The sequence below is a fragment of the Psychrobacter sp. DWR1-2-3 genome (genome assembly GCF_049896465.1).
Classification (GTDB): Bacteria; Pseudomonadota; Gammaproteobacteria; order Pseudomonadales; family Moraxellaceae; genus Psychrobacter; species Psychrobacter maritimus.
The window spans coordinates 60,612-83,935 of record NZ_JAFCUJ010000002.1 but is presented as its reverse complement, the minus strand read 5'-3'; the positions used below and the strand labels follow the sequence as shown (position 1 = coordinate 83,935).

Below are 23,324 nucleotides of genomic sequence, written 5' to 3'. Positions count from 1 at the left end.
AGAAAAGCCTTTTGATTAAAAGTATAAGAAATAAACGAGCATATTAGTACGGCACATTTAAGTAATAAAAACGCTTATTTATAACAGTATCTAGCGTCATTATTATTTTTGAAAGAGCAGTAATATAAAACTTAACCCATTATCTTAGCGAAAATGCTCGTAAAATACTACAATGAGCTTATAAGTAAGACTCGCAATGATAAAAAACACCGACCGCTAAGGATGCAAACATGGGCAATCGTTTAAGCAAAATATATACACGTACCGGAGATGACGGCACCACCGGCATGGCAGATGGCAGCCGCGTGAGTAAAGCAAACAATCTATTTAGTGTCATGGGTGATGTCGATGAGCTCAACTCACACATAGGTTTAATCCGCGCGCAATTGACGCAAACTTCAACTGACGTAAATAAAGAAGCCGATTTTGCGCAAGCGTTAGTGATTATTCAGCATTTGCTATTTAATATCGGTGGCGAGCTTGCCATGCCAGAATATGAAGGCGTGAGCGCCGTCCATATCGACTGGTTAGAGCAGCAAATTGATGCGATGAATAGCACCTTACCAGCGTTGAAGGATTTTATCTTACCGACAGGCTCAGTGCTTGTCAGTCAACTGCATGTGGCACGTACCGTCTGTCGCCGCGCTGAGCGTCAAGCAGTATTATTGCAACAGCAGCGTCCAGAAGCGATTCGTCCTACGGCAGTCAGCTTTATCAATCGCTTATCTGATTGGCTATTTGTTGCCGCCCGCTTCTGTACGGACCCTGAGCAAGTCTCTGAAGTATTATGGGACAGTCAAGTACTACAGAAATTCGCTGATAATAAATAGCGTAAGCTTAACCATTACATTATTAGCCAAAGACTAAATCTAGCAAGCAAAACGCCCGCAACTTATGATGGTTGCGGGCGTTTTTATTTCAAACTATAGGCTTAAACAGTAACTACTGACATTTTATTAATAAGTGGCATTTTTATCTTCAATAATCACCATGTCGATACTTTCATCTTTAGGTACTGACTTAGGCGTGGCTGGAGTCGCAGGCGCTGACGTACTAGGCGTTGCGGCCGCTTGGTTACTGCTTTGACTGTTCTGACTATTGCTACTCTGACTACTATTGCTTTGACTGCTGCTATCTTGATTACTTTGCTTTACAGTCGGTGGCGTAGCAGGTTGAGTTGGACGCACAGGAGTTACTGGCGTGACTTGTCTTGGCTGACGCGGTTGACTGTCGTTGTTATTTTGCGCAGCTTGACGGCGACGTTCAGCTTGCTGGGCAGCGCGCTGAGCACGCTGCTCTTCTAACGCCGACTGAAAGACTGAGCCTGCCACCACTTCTGATACGACTGTAATCAACGCTGGCTGCCCTGCGATACGCGTACGTACTTGACCACCTTGCGTACCAACGACATAAGTAAAGGCATCATCAACTAGCATATTGTTATTAATACGGATATTGTCATTGGCTAAACGAGACTGTAAGCTTGGCTGATTATTGGCCGCTTGCAGCTGGCTGGCTTGATATAAATCTTCACTTGGCAAGGTCATGCTGACGCTCGCCTGACACGTGGTCATGCCATTGGCATTGGCTGCTTGTAAAACTGCGGCATTTTGGACATCGATGACGATACCATTAGTTTTCTCAGTGACAGCGCCGCCGTTTAGACCAATCTCAGCATCGTTGGCGTAGCTTGCAGCCAGCGTTTGTCCTTGTTGATTGAGCGTATTTTTTAAAGCGGATTTGAGGCGATCTTGTACCATCGGGTCATCACAGCTAACCGCAGTAGCAGCAGCGTTTTCGCTAGCAGTGGTGTTTTCGGTTAGCTCTGCTGTCTCCGTCGTCTCTTCTTTTTCTGAGCGGTCACAGCCAGCCAGCGCCAAACTGCATGCGATGCCAATACCAGCAACCTTATACCATTTGCTCAAACTCTTATTTGCTACGCTCATCTTTACTTTGCTCCAATTTACTGATTCGTACCGCCACTGATGGACATTGTTTAACATTCAAACACTCACACTGAAACCATCACGCTAAAATCGTAACTAACAATTAGCAATCGTAACAATTAACAGTCATCGTGCAAGTTTTGAAAACCACATTATTATACGGTGTTTGAATTAAATGGTCATCAGTGTAGCCTATCGATATACAAATAACGCCTAACATTAGGGCTAAAATCGAGGTTTGGTTGCAAAAACGCAACAAATACCTAGGGAAATAATGGCGTAAGTTATTGGCGCATCTCATATAAGCGATGAATCTGCTATCCGGCAAATATTTTATTAGACCCAGTTTTCTAGAGGCGATATGATGGCGGTAAAATACTTGATAGTTATTGATAATGATAAATTTTAAAAACACGCTTTTATTGGGCCATCGCGGCGCGCGCGGTGAAGCAGTAGAAAATACCGTAGCAGGTTTTAAGCTTGCGCAAAATCTGCAAACGGCGGGCTTAGCCGGTGTGGAATTCGATGTGCAGTTGACTGCGGATGGTCACTTAATGGTCTTTCACGATGACAATTTACAACGTATGTGCGCGCAGCAATCACGTATCGATCAGTTAAGCCTGGCTGAAATTGAGCGCTACACGCAATTAGATGATAAGCAATCTGGCCATAAGATTACGCCGTTAGCGCATATAGCAGCTGCATTAGAAGGATTTAGTTATATCGAGCTTGAGATTAAGACTCATGAGCGCACAGATTATCGCAAGCTAATTAACGCTTTGATGACCGAGCTAATCGATAGTGCGCTTGCCAATCTACCTATCGTGTTGACCAGCTTTGATGTCGAGCTACACGCCAGACTGCAACGCAATAAGCTATTGCAGCATATACCGCGTGGTTTATTGATTCGGACGCCTGAAACCTTGATCACGGCATCTAATACTGCGCTGCAACTTGGCTGTGGGCAACTCGGTATTCACTATCCGCTGCTGAATCAAGCAGTCATTGCCCACTGTCATCGCTATAACTTGCCTATCAGTGCGTGGACAGTCAACGATAGCAACACGATTGAACAATTGATCGCGTGGCAAGTCGATGTCATTATCACTGACTATCCAACCTATTTGCTTACATAACCTATTTGCTCACATCACCTACCTATTCATAGATAGAAGGGGTTATTTATGCTCATGCAACCTTTTGCTACCTATATATAACCCACGCCTCTTTTAATGATTGCCTGTTTTTAATGAACACCTCTTTTAACGACTACCATAGTTTAATACCCTACATATCTACCTTCGTACTTACACTTTCACTAAATTGCTGATAAGTCTTGGGTTATTTACGATAATACATTCCATAACTCATACAAGTTATTGTTATTTAGCAATATTTTTCTAGTGTATAACTGTTCACTTTGTCTTTCTTTTCAGGTAATATGGAGTTTAAAATTAATACCGTTAGGAATATTACATGATTGCTAAAAAAGTAATAGGCTTACCACTTAAGGGCTTACGTTTGGCCATAAAGTCGGGTGATACGCTTATACAGCACGCTGGCACTCAAGCACTACGCGTAAAGACGTGGCTTGATACTAGCAAAAGCAAAACTGACGACGCTGCCGATACGCAGTTTGCGACCACCAGCGGCTATAAAAATGCCAATGCAGCGAGCAACGATGAAGGCATCGATCCTCTGGAGCTAGAATTCCAAAAATCGCCGATTAACTTGGTACCAGCGATTTTCCTTATTACAACGCCTATTGCTGCGGCAGTCATTACGCCATGGTACTTACTGACCCATCAGGTTAGTGCGCCTGTTTGGGGTGTGTTTGGTGCCTTTATGGTCTGGACAGGTATTAGTATTACCGCAGGCTATCATCGCCTACTGTCGCACCGTGCGTATAAAGCCCATCCTTTGGTAAAAAACTTCCTATTGCTAGGCTCAACCCTTGCGGTTCAAGGCTCAGCCTTTGACTGGGTCTCAGGTCACCGTACCCATCACCGTCATGTTGATGATCGCATGGATGACCCTTATTCGGCACAGCGTGGGTTTTTCTTTAGCCACATTGGCTGGATGCTACGTAATTACCCTAGCGGGCGCTTTGATTATAAAAACATTCCTGACTTAACCAAAGATAAAGTGCTGCAGATTCAGCACAAATATTATGGTTTATGGGTATTGGCAACCAACGTTGCGATGGTCGCTGCGGTTGGTTGGTTAATCGGTGATGTTTGGGGTACGTTAATCTTGGCAGGTCTACTGCGCTTGGTATTGACCCATCACTTTACCTTTTTTATTAACTCGCTATGCCATATGTTTGGTACGCGTCCTTATACCGACACCAATAGTGCGCGTGATAACTTCTTCCTTGCTATCTTTACTTGGGGTGAGGGTTATCATAACTATCATCACTTCTTCCAATACGACTATCGTAATGGTGTGAAATGGTGGCAATATGACCCAACTAAATGGTTGATTGTTGGCTTATCTAAACTTGGTTTAACGAGTGAATTGCGTACGGTTGACGACACCACCATCAAGCATGCTGAAGTTCAAATGCAGTTCAAAAAAGCCCAACAGCAGATTGATAATGCCACCGCAAACGGACTTGATATTCCTCATGCGATGAAGAGTTTCCAAGATCGTATTAAGTTTGAATACGATGCCTTTACGCAGACGGTCGAAGAATGGCAAGCGCTAAAAGCCAAAACCATTGAGCTGAAAAAGACTGAATTTGCTGATCGCTTGCATGAAGTTGAAGAAACGCTAAAACAGGATTATGCCAAGGTTGAACAAAAAATACTGGCGCATAATAGCAATCTAAAAAATGCGTTTCGCTCTATCGGTCAAAGCCCAAAAGCCGCTTAAGTATTTATAAAGATTACTGATTTAATTGCTTTATTGTCAGTCTCTATTGTTAGTCTCTCCTGCCCTCTATCTGTAAAGATAGGGGGTTTTTTTATGGTAATGATTTGCGTGCCAATTACTTATGGACTAATTACAAGAGATGGACAGAGTGAAACGCGGCATTATTAAGGCTATGGTATAGTGAGTTCATGAATATCAGCACTCACTATTTGCATCTATATTTATAGAGCGACCAATCGATATCTACCACCTTATTAATCTACTCCCCTATATTGGAACGGCAGCTATGCGCTATCAAAATACTTATGTCAAATTAGACACCCGCCTTTATCATGAGCAGCCACCGACACCGCTCGACAATCCGCGCGCTGGTCATTTTAACACCGAAGTTGCCAAACAATTAGGCTGGCTCGATGACGATGAGCTGATGGCGCGTTGGGTTGAGATATTGGGTGGTCAATACGTGCCAGCTCAGTTTCAGCCGCTATCGATGGCCTATGCTGGTCATCAGTTTGGACAATGGGCGGGACAATTGGGCGATGGCCGTGGTTTACTCATGGCACAAGTACTCGATAATAACGACCAATTGCAAGATTTACATCTAAAGGGCGCTGGTCTAACCCCTTACTCACGGATGGGCGATGGGCGCGCGGTACTGCGTAGTACCATCCGCGAATATTTATGCGGTCATGCGCTGACCCAACTTGGCATCCCCTCGTCCAATGCCTTGGGCTTTGTGGTTTCTGATACCAAAGTGCGCCGCGAACGACTGGAAGCTGGAGCAGCATTGATGCGCGTTGCTGACAGTCACATTCGCTTCGGTCATGTTGAGTGGATTGCCAGCTTTGCACCTGACCTGCTCGGCGAGTTTACCGACTATATGATTGATACTTACTATCCAGAATGCCGTGATAGCGAGACGCCAGTCTTGGCATTTTTACAAGCCGTAGTTGAGCGTACCGCACGTATGATTGCGGACTGGCAGCTGATTGGCTTTGCACATGGGGTGATGAATACCGATAACTTATCGATTACTGGCAGCACCTTAGACTTTGGTCCGTTTGGTTTTATGGAGCGTTTTAATCCTGCTTGGATTAACAATCACTCCGACCATACCGGACGCTATGCTTATCAAAATCAGCCTGCCATTGGGCATTGGAACTTAAATATTTGGCTACCGCACTTTATGCGCCTAGAGGGTGTCACACGCGATACCTTGGCTGATTGCCTAGCGCCGTATGAAGCGACTTTTATGCAGCATTATCAACAAGGGCTGTGCCGTAAGCTGGGATTGCCACACGCCAAAGAGAGCTTAACCCTTGCCTTTGAATGGCTGACATTGCTAGAAGATAACTTACTCGACTATAGCAATAGTTTCCGCGCGCTATTGGGTTTGGTCGCACCAAACGAGCATCCTCATGAACAGCAGCTGCTCACAATAATGACTGCTGAGTTTAATAATGAGGCGCAGCAAGTCTGGCAAGATTGGTCAACACGGTATTTGGCAGCGCTACAGCCGTTATCTAGCGAGGCATCTATTGAGGAGATGCGCAGCAATAATCCGGTTTATGTGTTACGTAATAGTATGGCGCAGCGCGTTATCACGGCGGCGGAACAAGGACAGTTTGATGAGTTAAATCGAGTCTTTGAATTGCTTGCTACCCCTTATAGCGTACAAGACATCGCCACCGAACTTGATACCTTACCACCTGCTCCGCATGCGCCGCAGATGCCGATCAGTTGCTCTTCTTAATAAAATACGAGTAAGCGGCTATTCTGTAATATTTTGAAACATGATGCAATTAGGGTTGATATTTCGCCCTATTATTTGTCATCATCAACCAGCGAAATAATGAATATCATTTTATTATATTGCTCGCACTATTCAGTCGAGCTGACTAGGCAGTTAAATGCCAATAATGCTAGAATAGCTGTTTTTGTACGATTGTTGTTTTTACCCTGATGTCTAGTCGCCAATCATGACCTTTTTAGTATAAAAGCACCCTCATTGTCATCTTTCATGGTTTTGAGGTTTAGACGTTAGTTTTTTATCCCATTTACTTTATTCCAATTATCCCAACCATGGCAATTATTATGAATGACGATATCACTTTGAATACGGATGCTCCTACCACGGAAAAAGAGCAGTTTGAACAAGCTGCCCTACATTACCATGAGTTCCCACGCCCGGGTAAAATCTCAGTAACACCTATCAAGCAATTGGCCAACCAACGTGATCTGGCGCTCGCCTACTCACCAGGGGTTGCGATACCTTGTCTTGAGATTCAAAGAGATCCAGCTTTAGCAGCTAAATATACTGCTCGTAGCAACTTGGTCGGTGTGATTACCAACGGTACTGCGGTACTTGGTTTAGGGAATATTGGTCCATTGGCATCAAAGCCTGTGATGGAAGGTAAAGGGGTTCTATTCAAAAAATTCGCTGGTATTGACGTTTTTGATATTGAAATTGCTCAAAACGATCCAGACAAGTTCATCGAAGCGGTTGCCTCTTTAGAGCCTACTTTTGGTGGTATTAACTTAGAAGACATCAAAGCACCAGAATGTTTCAAAATCGAGCGCGAATTACGTAAACGTATGAACATTCCAGTATTCCACGATGACCAACATGGTACGTCAATCATTGTTGCCGCAGCGATGCTAAACGCTTTGCTCATCACTGGCAAAAAAATTGAAGAAATTAAAGTCGTTTGTTCAGGCGCTGGTGCAGCCGCTATATCTTGTTTGGATATCATTTGTGCGCTTGGTGTTGATAAAAACAACATCTTGGTATCAGACTCACGCGGTATCATCACCACTAGCCGTGAAAACCTTGATGAGACTAAGCAGCGTTATGCCCGTGATACCACCGCCTCTACCATCGAAGAAGTGATGGATGATGTCGATATGTTCTTAGGCTTGTCTATGCCTGGTACATTGACCGAAGACATGGTTCGCCGTATGGCAAAAGACCCTATCGTCTTTGCCCTTGCCAATCCAACGCCTGAGATTATGCCAGAATTGGCCCATGCGGTACGTCCAGACGTCATCATGGCAACAGGTCGCTCAGATTATCCCAACCAAGTAAACAACGCTTTATGCTTCCCTTATATCTTCCGCGGTGCGTTAGACGTTGGGGCAACGACCGTTAATGAAGAGATGAAAATTGCTTGCGTAAAAGCAATCGCCGCCATGGCGCATGTTGAAGCCACGCCAATGAGCAACGTGAAAAACGTTGAAAGCACGCCAAGCTTTGGACGCGAATATTTGATTCCAGGACCTTTGGAGCCGAACTTAATCATCGAAATTGCTTCTGCTGTTGCTAAAGCGGCGATGGATTCTGGGGTTGCGACGCTACCTATCACGGATATGAAAGCCTACCGTCAACGCTTGTCTGAGTTTGTTTATAACTCAGCGTTTGTCATGAAGCCTATCTTTGCCCGCGCGAAAGCTGACCCTAAACGTATTGTTTACTGTGAAGGCGAAGACAGCAACGTCTTGCTAGCGGTACAAGTGGTGGTCGATGAGCAGTTGGCATATCCAATCTTGGTTGGTCGTCCTGCCGTCATCGAAAAGAACATCGAGAAACTTGCACTACGCCTAAAAGATGGTGAAAACATCACGATTATCAATCAAGATGATGATCCACGCTATAAAGACTACTGGCAGGGCTACTACGAGAAAAACAAACGTAATGGCGTCAGCATCGAACTTGCTCGCCGTGATGTTCGTCGTAAGACCTCTTTAATCGGGGCGTTACTGGTTGAAAATGGCGATGCCGATGGTATGATTTGTGGCACATTCAGCTACTATCAGCTCCATCTAAAATACGTCAGCAGAGTCATCGGTAAAAAAGAAGGCGTCAGTGATTTTTATGCGATGAATGCTGTCTTGATGCAAGATCGCAATATTTTTATTGCCGATACTTATATCCATGAAGACCCAACGGCTGAGCAATTGGCTGAAATGACGGTACTGGCAGCTGATCAGTTACGTCGCTTTAGCATCACGCCACGTGTAGCGTTGGTTTCGCATTCAAACTTCGGTACATCAGACCGTGCCAGCGCGGTAAAAATGCGCAAAGTACATCAGCTGCTGACAGAAATGAATGTCGACTTTGACTTCGATGGTGAAATGCAAGGTGATGCGGCACTTGATGAACATATCCGTGCCAATGACTTGCCATCAAGCAACCTAAAAGGCTCAGCAAACTTACTTATCTTGCCAACGCTTGATGCAGCAAACATTGCTTTCAACCTACTAAAAACGGCGACCAGCAGTGCCTCTATCGGTCCTATTTTGCTAGGCGCTAACAAGCCTGTGCATATCCTAACCCCATCAGCAACGGCACGCCGTGTGGTGAATATGACAGCGCTTGCGGTCACTGAAGCTCAAGATTTAGAAAGTGAACAGCAGTAGTCATTTATACAGCGTATAAACGACTTACTAAGACGGTCTTCTGTTAGTTAATTATAGAAGCCGTCTGCTATACTAAAACCAGTTAATACTCCTAAGCGAGTGTTGACTGGTTTTTTTTGGCAAAACGACTTAGTAAATACTGGATAAAAAAAGAGACTATTATGCAAGTGTATCTCGTCGGCGGCGCTGTCCGTGACCAACTGTTAGGTCGTCCTATCAAAGACAAAGATTTTGTCGTCGTCGGCGCGACTGTCGCAGATATGCTGGCGGCAGGTTTCCAACAAGTGGGCGCAGACTTTCCGGTATTTTTGCACCCTGTTAGCCGTGAAGAATATGCCCTAGCACGTACGGAGCGCAAACAAGGTCTGGGCTATCAAGGCTTTAGCGTGCATGCCAGCCCTGATGTCACCTTACGTGAAGACTTGCAACGTCGTGATTTGACTGTCAATGCCATGGCAATCGAAGTCAAGAGTCTTACCGATGACACGCCCATCACTGGTAAAGTCGTTGATTACTACGGTGGATTGCAGGACATTAAAAGCAAAACCCTACGCCATGTCTCAAGCGCTTTTAGCGAAGACCCATTACGAGTACTGCGAACTGCTCGCTTTTATGGACGCTACTATGATTTGGGCTTTGGTATCGCCGATGAAACCTTGCTATTGATGCGTCAATTGGTACGCTCAGGCGAGCTTGCGCATTTAAGTAGTGAACGCATTTGGCAAGAATCGAGCCGTGCCATGATGCAAGTGTCGCCGCAAGTATATTGGCAGCAGCTGTTTGAGATTGGGGCGCTAACAGAGTATTTTACCCCGCTACATCAAGTTTGGAGCCATGCTCAATACGGTCAAATACGAGAGATTGTACAAACCGCATTGTATTTCGCCGGTCAAATGCAATTAAACTTATCGCAGCGCTGGGCATTATTAATGGCCAGTCTCAACACAGATTCATTTGCTCTGAAACCTACAGACTCAAATTCAGATAACATAGAATCAGATAATACAGCATCAAATGACACAGCATCAAATAACATAGCAACTGCGGTTAAAGGCATTAATGAGATTGGAAACAGCGCAAAAGTGCCAAAAGCGCAAACCCAATTTGCCACCTTATTTGTGCAGCAAGCACAAAAGCTTAGCATTATAGACCAACTGCGCGCCGCCGAGAAAATCGATCTTATTCAAGCTTGTAGCGCTCATAAAGCGCCGGACAAACTCTCGCAGCTCTTGGTCACAAGCCATGTTTTAAAACTGGCCATACAGCACCGCCAAATGATGCTGGCATTGGGCAGCTTTCACGCAATCGGCATGGACGACATCGACCAAAGCCTCAAAGGTCCAGCGATTGGCGAAGCATTACGACAACGTAGAATTGAGCATTTACAAGCACAACCTGTCTTGTAAACCAGCGCTTTCAACCAGCAATTTAGATAATAAAAATACCTTTAATATGAACCAAGAATTTAGCTTAAGCCAACCAAAAGATTCTAATACCTCAGCGCCAGTCATGCTAGTAACTGGTGGCGCTAAGCGCATCGGTGCGTCTATTGTTTGTGCCGCCCATGAGCAAGGCTACCGTGTCATTATCCATTGTCATCATAGTGAGCAAGAAGCCAATGCCCTAGCCGATGCGCTGAATAACAGTCGTCCTGATAGCGCGGTCGTCGTTCTTGCAGATTTGGCGGTTGTTAATAATAGCGAGACGCTACAGCAATTTACTCAAAATATCATGCAAGCATTTGGGCAACTCAATATCCTAGTACACAACGCCTCACGCTTTTATCCAAGTCTGCTTGGTCATATCAATCTTGAGCAATGGGATGAGTTATTTTTAACCAACGCCAAAGCGCCTTTATTATTAAGCCAAGCGTTATATCCTTATCTACGGACACAGCAGGGCTGTATTATCAGCCTGCTTGATATCCATGCGCATAACAGACCTTTTAAAAATTATGCCGTCTACAATATGGCAAAGGCGGCGCATCGCATGATGGTACAGTCTCTGGCGCTTGATATGGCACCTGATGTACGCGTCAATGGCGTCGCTCCTGGCGTGAACATCTTACCAGAAGCAGATGGCGACCAAGCGCTTGACCCGCAACAGCAAAAAAACATCATCAACTCTATTCCTATGCAGCGGATAGGCAGACCTTACGAGATTGCGCATAGTGTGCTTTATCTAGCGCACGCCAGTTACGTCACTGGTGAGATAATTACCGTAGATGGCGGTCGCAGCCTGACATTGGCTGGTGGTCATATTTGATAGAAAATGGCATTCCTTAAAAATATCTGTATTAGTTCCTATCTTTTACTTGAAAATCTAGAAAAATCAGGTATCATTGTGCGTCTAACGTTAGGGCCCATAGCTCAGTTGGTTAGAGCAGAGGACTCATAATCCTTTGGTCGTAGGTTCAAGTCCTACTGGGCCCACCAAATAAAAGCTATACCATTAAAGACTTTCAAGAGATTGGAGGTCTTTTTTATTGCCTGCTATTTTCTGTCAGGTAGCAAAAAGTAATAAGATAGTAATCGCTATTGAGATATTTAGAGCAACTACCGAGGAATCCTTGATAGTTGGATTTTAGACATTGAGGTGTAATTTAGACATTGCTAGTCATTCAATAAAAGCGTATTAATTAGAGTATGACCACCGGTACCAAATTTTTGGCAAAAAAAAAGCTGATGGAATTAGATTTGAGCTTACTGTAATCCAATCGTAATATTCATTACTTATAAGGATGATGCTAGCTACAGTACAGTGAAGCCCAACTACTGGGTCTGTCTTTACAGATAAGTAGTCAGCGCCAGCCATCGGTGTGCTGCATAAAAAAACAATGGCAATTAACGCATGGCTCATCTTAAGGTTATAATCCACCATGTGAGTTAATCGAATAACGCACGAGACGCATAGAAATTAGCCGCTATAAGATAATTGATAGCGGCTTTTTCATGTCAAATTTTAGGCATAAAAAAACAGCCCATTCGTTAATGCGAGTGGGCTTTTCTTTATTTCGGGTATTTTGACCACGGCAACTGATAATGCGGACCGTCTTTGAACTTAGACCAATCACCGCCCCATTCAATGCTAACGCCAACGTCTTCTGCTGCTTTTTTCACTGCTGCAGCAAGCGGATAATAATACTTCCAATCCCACGTGACCTTGCCATCTTCATCAAGTGCAAATAGGTCCACAGCATGACCGGTTAAGTGGCGGCTGTTCATGGTCTTGGTGGCGCCTTGCTTAAATAGCTCTTTTTGCCGAGTGATTGAGCGCAAACCTTCGCCGACTGAAAAATCAGAACCGGTTATTTCAATTGCTCGCTTAACGACTTTTACAATATCAGGGTGCAAACCTTTTAACCGGTCAAGTGATTTTGCAGATAACTTAAAGTTACCTGTCGACTCAACGGGCTTGCTTTCATCGCTCACTACGTCTTTATCGCTATGCGCTTTGCAATGTATCGCAGCCTCAGCCATCGCGTAAAATCCAGCATGAGCTTGATTGCCCCAATTACTATCTACCTCACCACCATAAAAGCCGTGTAGCTTCATTGTGGCCTGTAGATTTTTAATAGTGGATTCTTGCATTTATTTAGCTCCAAAAAAAGCCCCTAAAAAGGGGCGGTATTTAATACTGATTGAATTTTTTGCGCTTTGGTCGCAGCGCCTCGATGATATACAAGGTATTAACCGCTAACATACATAGCCTGACCACCATGATTGAGACTGCCTTTAGCGCATCATAGGGATAATCGTGGAAAAGCACGATTGTCCATATCGCCATCCACAAGCACATCTTGCTCACCCTGATTGAGCATTTAGTATCAATCTTGCGAGTAAAGATAGTGACAAGGCATATAATCAAACCAAGAAACGGTATAATGTAGCTAATAACATTAATCATCCGACACCTCTGCTACCTGAGCTTGTGGCGATTCATTATTAATCCTGTCATTGATGCTTGGCACAATGACAAACGATGCAACGATAGTGGTTAGTAAAATAGTCACAAATTTTGAAGTATGCTCAACCGCCAATTCGACCACGGTTTTTGCAAGTTTAATGCTATTACTCACAATTAGATCAACGAGTGCTTCTTGCAAGTCTTGACGATTTAGGATATTGATAGCTACTCGCAAAAGAATTGTGCCGCATAATCCTGATATAAACGCCGCAATCTGCATCAAACCAACGCCCGACGTTGGACTAATAGTCGGTATCACAATAAACGATAGAATAAGACCGACAATAACGGCGGTAAAAAAGTTACTTATCGCACTGCCGTTTGCTTGTATATAATCGATTTTAAGTGCAAAAAATGCACCGACGAAGTTTAGTAACACCATCGACAATAGGAAAACCCAATACGGTAATTGTAGGTTGAGATAAACGTGTGGCACGTTTAATTGTTGGCCAATACTTGCCGCTGCCGCTATCGTTCCTGAGCCTGATAGAGCTAGATTTTTTAGTGTTGCAATCGCCATGTCCTGTTGCATACACCCTCCGCGCCTTGTGTTTGTTTAATTTGCATCACCTTTCCTCAAATTTTGAATATAAAAAAACCACTCAATGAGTGGCTAGTTTTTGACGGCTATAGCAATGAGACACGCCCACCATAGCCGCGCTATTTTAATTTTTAGCATTGTCTCTCCTAAATTTTGGTAATAAAAAAACCACTCATTGAGTGTAGTGGCATAATAAACTTGGACAGCGCATAAGAGGTTTATACTAACCCAAAGAAGGAAAATAGTATGACCACCAAACGCAATCAATATACCCGAGAATTCAAATTAGAAGCCATTAGCTTAGTCACTGATCACAACCGCACCATACCTGACGTGGCCGATTCCTTAGGGATAGGTAAATCCACCTTGCAGAAATGACTGAGTCAGTACCGTCAAGAAATAAATGGCGAAGCACCTAAGGTTGGCAACGCTTTAACGGATGAACAGCGCGAGCTTCAAGAATTGCGCAAACAAGTTAAGCGGCTGACTATGGAACGTGACATTCTAAAAAAGGCTTCCGCTCTGCTAGCCTTGGACAGCCTGAACGGCTATCGCTAATCAGTCAGCTTGCAGAGCAAGACAAACAGGTCAATAAAAGCCTTAATACGCCAAATATTTAACGACTCGAAGCAATCAGCAGGCGCTCGCAGCATTGCCGCCATACTAATGAATGAGCATAACATTAAGCTGTCACGTTATGTGGTAGGTAAGCTTATGGCGCAGATGAGGCTTAAAAGCTGTCAATTGAAGACGCACAAATACAAGCACGCTGACGAGGCACATAAAACACATAAAAATATTTTAAATAGAGACTTTAGCCCATCAGCGCCCAATCAAGTCTGGACGGGTGATGTCACTTATATTCGCATTAAAGGTGGCTGGTGCTATTTAGCTGTCGTTTTAGATTTATATGCTCGGCGTGTGGTGGGATTTGCTGTATCAGATTCGCCTGACAGTATGCTGACAACCAAAGCGCTGCAGATGGCATATGAGACGCGCCTAAAACCAAGTAATGTGCTGTTTCACTCTGATCAGGGAACCCATTACACCAGTAAGAAGTTTGCTGAATCCTTAGCAAGTTGTAATGGTATGACGCAAAGTATGAGCCGTCGCGGAAACTGTTGGGATAATGCCCCAACCGAACGATTCTTTAGAAGCTTTAAAACAGAATGGATGCCAAAAGGTGGTTATGAGAATATCGATGAGGTTAAAAGCGCCATTGCTGATTATATCTGGGGCTATTATCAAACCGTGAGACCGCATACTTTCAACAATTATTTAACACCGCTAGAAAAAGAGAAACGCTACTTTAATAAAAACCTCTTATCAGGTGTCCTAAATTAGTTGACCACTACAGGATAAGCCTATCGTCGGTATTGGACATTCTCAAGGTGCTACCGCCACTGCCATCGCCGCAGCCAAACGTCCAGAGCTGTTCTCAGAGATTTACTTGATAGAGCCTGTGACTTTTACCAAATCGCAAACCCTCATGATGAACGCTGCGCCTGACGACTTAAAGATTGGTCAAGAACCGTTCAAAAGCACGTTAGCCAAGCAGACGAACTGGGAGAGTATTGAGTTATACTACGACTATCTACGGGCGCATCGCGCATTCAAGCGTATCAATGACGATCATCTTTATACTTTTGCAAAAAACAGTCTTGTCCAAAATGAGCAAGAGCAATACACCTTACTGTTCGCCCCTAAGCAAGAGTTGGCAAGCTACTTTGACACTCCTTTTGTCAATGACGCTTTAAAAGAGCTCAATGACTTTGATGTACCCTACACCATTATCATTGGCAAACCTTCCATATTCATTAGCAATGAGGTTCGTAAATTTTGGGAAGATCTCGTCCCTGTTGAACGCATCATTGAGTTATCAGACAATGGACATCTTCTGCCAATGGAAGCACCTGAACAGTGTGCGACTATCATTATAAAAAGGTTCAGCAGTAATACACCCAGTTCTTAATAGCTACAAAGTGAAAAATATGTCTAGTTATAATCAATATATATGAACTACTGAGCCTCTTTAGGCTCAGACTTACTACTGGCATAAATAAAATAAAGTGCAATAGCTAAGCAAGCCAATGCCGCCATTCTACTGATTGAAAGGCTAATCGCCTCGTTACCCAACCAGCCAAAATTATCGATCAGTACACTCATACTCAGCTGACCAAAAATAACCGCTACCGTTGCCACAGCAGTACCAATACGTTGGACCGCAACCACCATAATGACGATATAAGGAACGCCGCATAAAGCACCAAGCAGCTGCCACTTAGGCACATCCATCAAAGTCACAGTATGACTTGGTTCAAAAAAGAAAATAAGCAAAGCGGTCACAACCGCACCCACAGAAAAGGTTAAAAAAGCACTTTTAAACACCCCGACGTTGCCGCCAAGGCGACCATTTAATGCCGCTTGAACACTTAAAGCTGCGCCGCCAATCATCGATAATACAATCATTAAAATAAGCATTATTTTTTACCCCTGTGCCATAAAGATAAGTGCAGCAATAATAAAAAATAAAGCGATAATGCGTTTGCTGTCTATTTTTCGCTCCATAGTTTCGAACAAACCATAATGATCTATGAGTAAACTCTGAAAAACTTGCCCAGCCAATACCCCAATCATCGTCAGCGCAATGCCAATGACAGGCGTGACCACGGTTAATACCACAACATAAACAGGCCCTAAAATACCACCAACCAGCAGTAAAGGCGGCTGTGAGAAAAAGGAAGGGCTGTCTCGCGGACTAAAAAACAACATCAAAAAGAATGTCAGAGCAGCGCCAACGCCAAAAATACTCAACGTTGCCCACAGCTCGCCTACCTCATTTCCTAAAGGTCCAAGTAATCCCGCTTCAACAGATAACCCCATGCCCCCTAAAACAACAATAAGTATTAATAAAATTTGCATGTAATAATCCTCAATGAGCAATGCGGCGTAGTGTACCGCAGCCTATACCCATTAAAAAACGCTATAATATAGAAATAACCTTTGCATAAGTTGCACAAATGAATACAGTGGATAGCATCAACATAAAAACTCTATTATTTTTTATAGAGGTTTTTGACGCTCAGAGTTTTTCTGTAGTGGCGCGAAAAGAAGGTGTGTCAGCTTCTAAAGTGTCTCGTATTATCAAACAGCTAGAAGACTCTTTAGGGCAACAGCTTTTTCATCGCAATACACGTGCCGTCATTCCGACTGAAGCGGGACATGTGTTTATGCGCTATGCAAAATCCATGACTGAAAGCATGAATGCGGCACAACAGGAACTTCAAGACAGGACTTTAGAACCAGGTGGTTTAATCAGAATCAACGCCCCTATTTTTTTTGGACAACGCCATATCGCACCTTGGCTGCCGCAGCTTAGTGCTCAATATCCTAGATTACAGATAGATTTGACGTTAACGGATGACTTTATTGATCCTCATCATTACGCAACAGACGTTATTTTTAGAATCGGTACTTTAAATGACTCAGCCTTTCATGCGCGTATTTTTGGTGAGCAAACCTATCATCTTGCCGCTTCTCCGGCGTATATAAGCACACATGGTAAATTGCAAGTGCCAGCAGATCTGACGCATCATAAATGCCTAGTGTATAAGGGCTCAACAGGACCCAATCGTTGGCTTTTTAAAACAGGAAATGAAGATTGGACGCCATTCTTAGCGCCTGCTTTATTGATGTCTAATAATGCAGAATCTTTATTGGTATCTGCACTCAAAGGAATGGGAATCGTGCTTTTTCCAGATTGGCTTATCGGTGAGTACTTGAAGAGTGGTGAGCTTATTAAGCTATTGCCTAATTATAGTACGGCAGTCAAAACCACACCTCAGCATGTCGCTGCTCTCTATCCTCATACTCGTCACATTTCTCTAAATGTAAGAACGCTAATTGATTATTTTGCCAAGGTTTATGGCACGCCTCTTTATTGGAAGCTCAATTAAAAAGTGATAATTTAAAGGTAATAAGCATCTATGAATTTTATGACAAAAAGGTGAAATACAAAGATGTCATTACACCCATTCAGAAGTATTTCTAATCAGATTATTCAGTGTGGAAAAATCGGGATGTTTTTTGGATTACCAGACTAGATTATAATCTGATTTGGCAAGGCAATAGCTATGCGCGCGTACGTTTGAATAAAATAAACTATCCTGATGACTCAGTGGTAACTGCGACTTCATGGGAATTTAAAATAAACATTTAGACCGCTCCTTAACCTCCCAATCTCTGACTTTAACTCGGCTAAACACGCTTTTAAAGATTCGTATTATTTCAGAAATAATCATCACCATCGCTTATCATTGAAAGAAAAATGTCAATAATCCTATGACAATAGCCCGCTTATGATTATAAATACGTTGACATACAATCAAATTAACGTAATAATAATCTAGATGTTAATGATTATCAGTAACATCCTTATATTTTCAGATGCTATCTATTTGACGGTTATATGAAGTAACCGTTATATGATTTTTTGGCTTGGATGACCCTTTATGGCTGAAACGCTTACTCGTTATGATACCGATAAAACACCATTAGCCATTGCTGATAAAGCCATGTTCATTCATCATCTCAATGAAGAGCATCAAGATGAACTTGCGATGTTTATCAATGCCTTTACCTCTGCCTCAGTCGGCGAGTACGATATAGTATCAATAACAGAACTGTATCCTGACGGTCTTCTGTTAGATGTTATGACGATGAATCGCTATCAAAATAACTCTAATGCGTTAAAAGATAGCAGTTCTACAGATAACAGCCTCGCTGAAAACATTTCTAGTATTAATCATCAATACTTTATCAACTTTTTTGTGCCTATTAGCGACGCTGAGACACTACATGAACAATATATAGCGTTATTGCAGTCATCCGCTACTAAGCTTGGTAAGCGTACAATCAAACTTCAAGAACAATACTTTAGCGTGATTGATAGTTATTATGTCAGTTCTAATATGTATCGACTGATGGTCACAGCACCCGATAGTACGCCACTCAATCATCCCGGGTATGCTTATTTATTTGAGTTAAACTCTGACGTTTTCTCCACCCTAAATGATGAATCAAGTAATAACGATAAGCCTTTACAGCGCTACTACACCCTGCGAAAAGCATGGCAAGATCCAATCAGCTTGTCTGTTCAAGCTTGGATAGATGTTTATATCCATGGCGACACACCAGGTGGCAATTGGGCACGTTCTCTCGCTTGCGGTATGCCAATAAAAACGGTGCGCGACTATCCTGAGAAAACAGAACACCTCAATGAGGGTCAATGCTTATTAATATGTGATGAAACCTCTCTACCTACAGTCGCCAATCTATTAGAGAACTGGCAAAATCCGTTACCACCCCTTGTCATTGCTATTACTGAAGATCCAAAAGACATCAGTTATTTACATACTCTAAACCTTTGGCCGTGCTTAGGTCATGATGAGTGTTTTCTACAAGACAATCTACTTCATATCATTAAGACGCCAACAACCGAAATTCCTGAACAAATCATGAGCTTACTAAATGCAAGATTAATGACATTGCCTCTTAAGATTGGCAAGGTATGGGGTGCGCTTGAAGCGGCGGACATCAAGTCATTAAGAAAACAATTAAAAGCAACCCTTGGTCTATCTCGTCAAGATATGGTCATAAAAGTCTATTGGCGCGCTCAATAACTGCCGTATATTCATAAATAAAATGAAAATCATTTGCATTAACTAGCTACTTTTCTTTAAAATGCCCCATTTACTTTCGACTGCTCACTATGATGCACATCAATAATTTAAGCTTAATACGTCAAAAAAAAGTTTTGCTTCACCCGACTTCTTTTATCATCGAACCAAATAAACTTTATGCCCTCATTGGGCATAATGGTTCCGGTAAATCCAGCCTTATAAAGGCTATGGCAGGAGAGATGACGCCCACGCAAGGTGGTATTGAAATAGAACGTCAAGATTTGCGTAGTTTTTCCGCTAAAAGACTGGCCACGCATCTTGCCTATTTACCGCAAAATCTACCTGATGCGGGTGCTTTTACGGTCTATGAGCTTGTGATGTTGGGCAGATACCCTCATCAAAAATGGCTGCAAAAGCCGACTGCCAACGACCGACAACAAGTAGAAAAAGCCATCGCCCTCACTCAAGTTGACGCCTTTAGAGATCGCCAAGTATCGACGTTGTCAGGTGGTGAGCGTGCGCGCGTCTGGCTGGCGATGTGCCTTGCCCAGCAAACAAAGTATCTTCTATTGGATGAGCCACTAGCAGCGCTGGATGTGGTCTATCAAATAGAAGTGTTAAAACTGATTCGTCAATTGGTCGATGAGCAAGGCTTAGGTGTTGTGATTATCCTGCACGACCTAAATCTAGCAGCAAGGTTTTGTGATGAATTTATCGCCCTAAAACAAGGCAAGCTGTGCCATATGAATGATGTCAAACACACCATGGAAAAGGATGTACTGCGCTCGATATTTGGTGTCGACTTTACCCTACTAACCCATCCTACCACTACTCATAAAGTCGCAGTTATATGAAAGCGCGCACCTTTTCGTTCGGGCTATGTGTGGCATTATGCTCAAGTTTATTGTTAAGCAGTTGCCAGTCGTCTGACGCCACCTCACAAGCGCCACAAGCTCTGTCGCCTAAAAACAGTCAAAAAACGCCTAAAGTCATGACGCCCGATTGGGGTATTGCGGCGACGCTGACTGCCATGGGATACCCACCAGTTGCTATGGGCGATAAACCTTTCTATAGAGAATGGGTCGGTAAGCCTCTTATACCTGATACAACTCTCGACGTAGGAACACGCTATCAGCCCAACCCTGAAATGTTCTCTCAGTTAGATTTGGATTTGGTCATAGACAACGATTTTTATGCGCACCTGCGTCCTATGTACGGCGATTTGCCTATCCACTCTATTGAATTGACCAGTCCTAACAAAATTGCAAAGTGGGAGGACTTTATAGAACCCACGTTAGAATTGGGCCGATCTATCAATAAACCGCAAGCCGCGCAAGATTATTTAGACACCAGTAAGAAACAAATCTTACAAGCGGGACAGACTTTTCATGCGCGTTATCCTCATGTCAAAAAATTGGCTGTCGTGCAATTTGCCGACACCAATAATTTGCGTATGTTTTCGTATAATAGCTTGTTTCAACCTGCTTTAGAGACGATGGGACTACAGCTAGTGGCATTGGCAGATGGCAATCAATGGGGGTTTACGCCCATTATGCTAGGAGACTTAGCGCAGCTTGATGCCGATACTTGCCTTGTGGTCGTTGAACCTCTTAGTGACCTTCTCAAACTTGAATTAGAAGACAGCTTAGTGTGGCAGCGCTTGGGTTATTCCTTTGATCAAGAGCATGCATCTAGCAAAAAAGGCCGTTGTATCACCTTACTGCCTGCGACATGGAACAATAGTGGCGTGGCTTCTATGAATGTTTTAGCCGATCGCTTAACGAATGTCACTTTTGTAGGCAATACCGATTTATGATGAATAAAAATAATTTTTTGTCTGCTAACCGTATTTATATGATAGTCGTTTTCTTAATGCTGCTAGCAGTAGTGAGCAGTTATGCAGTCGTACATCAACTTTGGCACCTGCCTTTTTTAGAATTATTCATACCCTCATTTGAGCTATCGCTTTCGGACATGAGTATCCAGCTACAAATCCTACCGACCATGTTGGTAGCATTAACCGCTGGTGGTCTTTTAGGATTGGTCAGTATTTTATTACAACAGCTGGTAAAAAATACTCTGGCCTCAGACACAACATTGGCAGTCGGTAGCGGTGCAAACATGGCACTACTCATTGTCACGTTATTCCTGCCTAGTTTGGCGTTAGGGGGAAGTTTCTGGGTCGCCTTTGTTGGCGCACTTGGTAGTATGGCGATTGTTTTTCTTCTAGCTGCGCCTAGTCGCATGAATCCTTTGGTATTGGTACTAGGTGGACTGGTGACCAATATTTTATTGGGCGCTATTACTGCTTTATTATTGATTTATTATGCTGAAGAAACCTTAAACGTCATGGTGTGGGCGGCGGGCAGTCTCACGCAGAATAACTGGCAAGTATCTGCCGTATTAAGCACCGCTAGTGTGGTCGCCTTTATTAGCTTAATGCCTTTATTAAAACCATTAGAAATAATGAGCTTAGATGATAGGCAAGCCAAAAGCTTGGGCGTTCCTATCAATCTCATTCGTGGTTTGGTAGTAGGATTGGTGGCAATACTGACCGCCCTTGTCGTCAGTCGCGTGGGGCCTATTGGTTTTATTGGCTTAGGGGCTGCTACACTGGTGAATGTGTTTTCAGTAAGGCGTATTGGTTACCGTTTGCTATTAGGTTATGTATTTGGAGCATTGTTGTTATGGATCACCAGTAATGCTACGACGCTGTTACAACATTATTTAAGCCTAAATATCCCCGCTGATGCAATGACGGCCATTCTTGGTGCGCCATTGGTGATATGGTTAATCGTGAGCCAAAGTCGTCAACATACCGATGAGGTTATTCCGACTTTGGTTTCAGAACGCCGTGACACTCACTTAATGGGTTGGAGTATCGCCTTAATACTGTTGCTCATAGGCGTACTTATCTTTACGGCTACTTCAAATGGCTGGCAGCTTAGTACGCTAGGACATTTAATTGTTGATATTAGATTGCCTCGTACGTTAAGCGCAGCCGCCACTGGCATAATGCTAGCAACTGCTGGCGTGCTGCTACAAACCTTGACACGTAACCCGATGGCCAGCCCTGAAGTACTCGGTATTAGCTCAGGCTCAGCGATAGGAGTGGTACTGGCCTTTGTTTTCCTGCCCAGTTTTGGCTATACAGGTATTATATTATCAGGATTATTGGGTGCTTTTATCGTGCTCAGTTTGATCTTATGGCTTGCCCGTCGTATCAATCCGGCTTATTTATTATTAGTTGGTGTGGCCATTGCCGCATTGATGGGCGGATTATTAAGCCTTGTAAAAATATCTGGCGATCAACGGTTACAAGCGGTTTTAAGCTGGCTATCAGGTTCTACATATCTTGCCAGTCCAGAAACGGCATGGATTTTAGTAGGATTGGCTTTTATACTTTTCCTATTAAGCTTTATGGTCATAAAACCATTAGAGATATTGAGCCTAGGTAGTGGGATCGCCCGTGAGCTTGGGGTATCTTTGAGATTGTATCAAAGCTTGGTACTCATTCTTGTAGCATTACTGAGTACGATATCAACGTTAGCAGTGGGTCCGCTCAGTTTTGTGGGTCTGATGATTCCTCACCTCGCCAGCACATTAGGCGCGGTGAAGCTCAAACGTCAAATTCAATTGTCCGCTATCTTAGGCGCGGGCTTAATGGTCATAGCAGACTGGATTGGACGCTATCTTATATTCCCCTATGAGATACCTGCTGGCACCATCGCTGCCATTATTGGCGGGGCATATTTCCTATATTTGATGCGGCGTATTAAGGCTTAATCCGCCTAGATTGGTAAAAACACTAGCTAACTCTCAAACAATATTATATGACTGAGATTCATTAATACTATCACAAGCACTTTAAGGTTGATGGACAACCCTTTGTAGTCTCAC

19 protein-coding genes, 1 tRNA gene and 1 pseudogene are annotated in these 23,324 nt (G+C 43.4%); 16 read left to right on the top strand and 5 right to left on the bottom strand.

Going from position 1 to position 23,324, the window contains the following annotated elements:
• The first annotated feature begins 230 nt into the window (after positions 1–230).
• Positions 231–830, top strand: coding sequence for a cob(I)yrinic acid a,c-diamide adenosyltransferase (locus ACP7AA_RS03615; RefSeq protein ID WP_281489951.1), 600 nt, complete (start codon positions 231–233; stop codon positions 828–830).
• Positions 831–956: 126 nt separating this feature from the next.
• On the opposite strand, the gene ACP7AA_RS03610 is transcribed toward ACP7AA_RS03615, so the two are convergent.
• Complete coding sequence (locus ACP7AA_RS03610; RefSeq protein ID WP_281489952.1) at positions 957–1,946, bottom strand: hypothetical protein; 990 nt, start codon at positions 1,944–1,946, stop codon at positions 957–959.
• Between the two features lie 395 nt (positions 1,947–2,341).
• On the opposite strand from ACP7AA_RS03610, the gene ACP7AA_RS03605 reads away from it, so the two are divergent.
• The 7 genes from ACP7AA_RS03605 to ACP7AA_RS03575 all read left to right on the top strand — a co-directional run bounded on the left by ACP7AA_RS03605 (position 2,342) and on the right by ACP7AA_RS03575 (position 11,671).
• Positions 2,342–3,082 (top strand): glycerophosphodiester phosphodiesterase, encoded by a 741-nt coding sequence (locus ACP7AA_RS03605; RefSeq protein ID WP_426222692.1) that lies wholly within the window; start codon positions 2,342–2,344, stop codon positions 3,080–3,082.
• A 562-nt stretch (positions 3,083–3,644) separates the two neighbouring features.
• Complete coding sequence (locus ACP7AA_RS03600) at positions 3,645–4,820, top strand: acyl-CoA desaturase (RefSeq protein WP_406947528.1); 1,176 nt, start codon at positions 3,645–3,647, stop codon at positions 4,818–4,820.
• Positions 4,821–5,106: 286 nt separating this feature from the next.
• Complete coding sequence (locus ACP7AA_RS03595; RefSeq protein ID WP_426222691.1) at positions 5,107–6,573, top strand: protein adenylyltransferase SelO; 1,467 nt, start codon at positions 5,107–5,109, stop codon at positions 6,571–6,573.
• Between the two features lie 341 nt (positions 6,574–6,914).
• Positions 6,915–9,236: an NADP-dependent malic enzyme gene (locus ACP7AA_RS03590; protein WP_296173726.1), complete on the top strand. Its 2,322-nt coding sequence runs from the start codon at positions 6,915–6,917 to the stop codon at positions 9,234–9,236.
• Between the two features lie 161 nt (positions 9,237–9,397).
• Complete coding sequence (locus tag ACP7AA_RS03585) at positions 9,398–10,642, top strand: tRNA nucleotidyltransferase (protein WP_426222690.1); 1,245 nt, start codon at positions 9,398–9,400, stop codon at positions 10,640–10,642.
• 46 nt (positions 10,643–10,688) lie between these two features.
• Positions 10,689–11,501 carry a pteridine reductase gene (locus ACP7AA_RS03580; RefSeq protein ID WP_426222689.1) on the top strand — a complete coding sequence of 271 codons (813 nt, stop codon included), beginning with the start codon at positions 10,689–10,691 and terminating at the stop codon, positions 11,499–11,501.
• Positions 11,502–11,594: 93 nt separating this feature from the next.
• Positions 11,595–11,671 (top strand) — tRNA-Ile (locus ACP7AA_RS03575).
• Between the two features lie 573 nt (positions 11,672–12,244).
• Here the strand turns inward: ACP7AA_RS03575 and ACP7AA_RS03570 are convergent.
• A complete protein-coding gene (locus ACP7AA_RS03570; protein WP_426222688.1) occupies positions 12,245–12,826 on the bottom strand; it encodes a M15 family metallopeptidase in 582 nt (193 codons plus the stop codon).
• Positions 12,827–13,134: 308 nt separating this feature from the next.
• Positions 13,135–13,734: a hypothetical protein gene (locus ACP7AA_RS03565; RefSeq protein WP_426222687.1), complete on the bottom strand. Its 600-nt coding sequence runs from the start codon at positions 13,732–13,734 to the stop codon at positions 13,135–13,137.
• Positions 13,735–13,989: 255 nt separating this feature from the next.
• Between ACP7AA_RS03565 and ACP7AA_RS03560 the strand changes: the two genes are divergently transcribed.
• From ACP7AA_RS03560 to ACP7AA_RS03550, 3 genes and pseudogenes are all read left to right on the top strand, one after another.
• Positions 13,990–14,121 (top strand): transposase, encoded by a 132-nt coding sequence (locus ACP7AA_RS03560; protein WP_426222686.1) that lies wholly within the window; start codon positions 13,990–13,992, stop codon positions 14,119–14,121.
• A 189-nt stretch (positions 14,122–14,310) separates the two neighbouring features.
• The gene (locus ACP7AA_RS03555; protein WP_426222685.1) at positions 14,311–15,087 is read left to right on the top strand and encodes an IS3 family transposase; all 777 of its coding nucleotides are present in this window, start codon (positions 14,311–14,313) and stop codon (positions 15,085–15,087) included.
• Between the two features lie 19 nt (positions 15,088–15,106).
• A pseudogene (locus tag ACP7AA_RS03550) lies at positions 15,107–15,715 on the top strand (alpha/beta hydrolase); the annotation flags it as partial.
• A 47-nt stretch (positions 15,716–15,762) separates the two neighbouring features.
• Here the strand turns inward: ACP7AA_RS03550 and ACP7AA_RS03545 are convergent.
• Positions 15,763–16,224 (bottom strand): DMT family transporter, encoded by a 462-nt coding sequence (locus ACP7AA_RS03545; protein ID WP_426222684.1) that lies wholly within the window; start codon positions 16,222–16,224, stop codon positions 15,763–15,765.
• Positions 16,225–16,230: 6 nt separating this feature from the next.
• Positions 16,231–16,665 (bottom strand): DMT family transporter, encoded by a 435-nt coding sequence (locus ACP7AA_RS03540; RefSeq protein ID WP_426222683.1) that lies wholly within the window; start codon positions 16,663–16,665, stop codon positions 16,231–16,233.
• Between the two features lie 98 nt (positions 16,666–16,763).
• Here ACP7AA_RS03540 and ACP7AA_RS03535 point away from each other — a divergent pair, with 98 nt between their 5' ends.
• The 5 genes from ACP7AA_RS03535 (at position 16,764) to fhuB (ending at position 23,210) form a co-directional block, all read left to right on the top strand.
• Complete coding sequence (locus tag ACP7AA_RS03535) at positions 16,764–17,699, top strand: LysR substrate-binding domain-containing protein (protein ID WP_426222682.1); 936 nt, start codon at positions 16,764–16,766, stop codon at positions 17,697–17,699.
• 555 nt (positions 17,700–18,254) lie between these two features.
• Positions 18,255–19,424 carry a siderophore-interacting protein gene (locus ACP7AA_RS03530; protein ID WP_192529858.1) on the top strand — a complete coding sequence of 390 codons (1,170 nt, stop codon included), beginning with the start codon at positions 18,255–18,257 and terminating at the stop codon, positions 19,422–19,424.
• An 89-nt stretch (positions 19,425–19,513) separates the two neighbouring features.
• Positions 19,514–20,278, top strand: a complete 765-nt coding sequence (locus ACP7AA_RS03525) for an ABC transporter ATP-binding protein (protein WP_426222681.1) — start codon at positions 19,514–19,516, stop codon at positions 20,276–20,278.
• On the top strand, positions 20,275–21,240 hold the full coding sequence (locus tag ACP7AA_RS03520; RefSeq protein WP_426222680.1) for an ABC transporter substrate-binding protein: 966 nt from the start codon (positions 20,275–20,277) through the stop codon (positions 21,238–21,240). The genes ACP7AA_RS03525 and ACP7AA_RS03520 overlap by 4 nt, the downstream gene beginning before the upstream one ends.
• Positions 21,237–23,210 carry a Fe(3+)-hydroxamate ABC transporter permease FhuB gene (gene fhuB / locus ACP7AA_RS03515; protein ID WP_426222679.1) on the top strand — a complete coding sequence of 658 codons (1,974 nt, stop codon included), beginning with the start codon at positions 21,237–21,239 and terminating at the stop codon, positions 23,208–23,210. The genes ACP7AA_RS03520 and fhuB overlap by 4 nt, the downstream gene beginning before the upstream one ends.
• Positions 23,211–23,324: the final 114 nt, after the last annotated feature.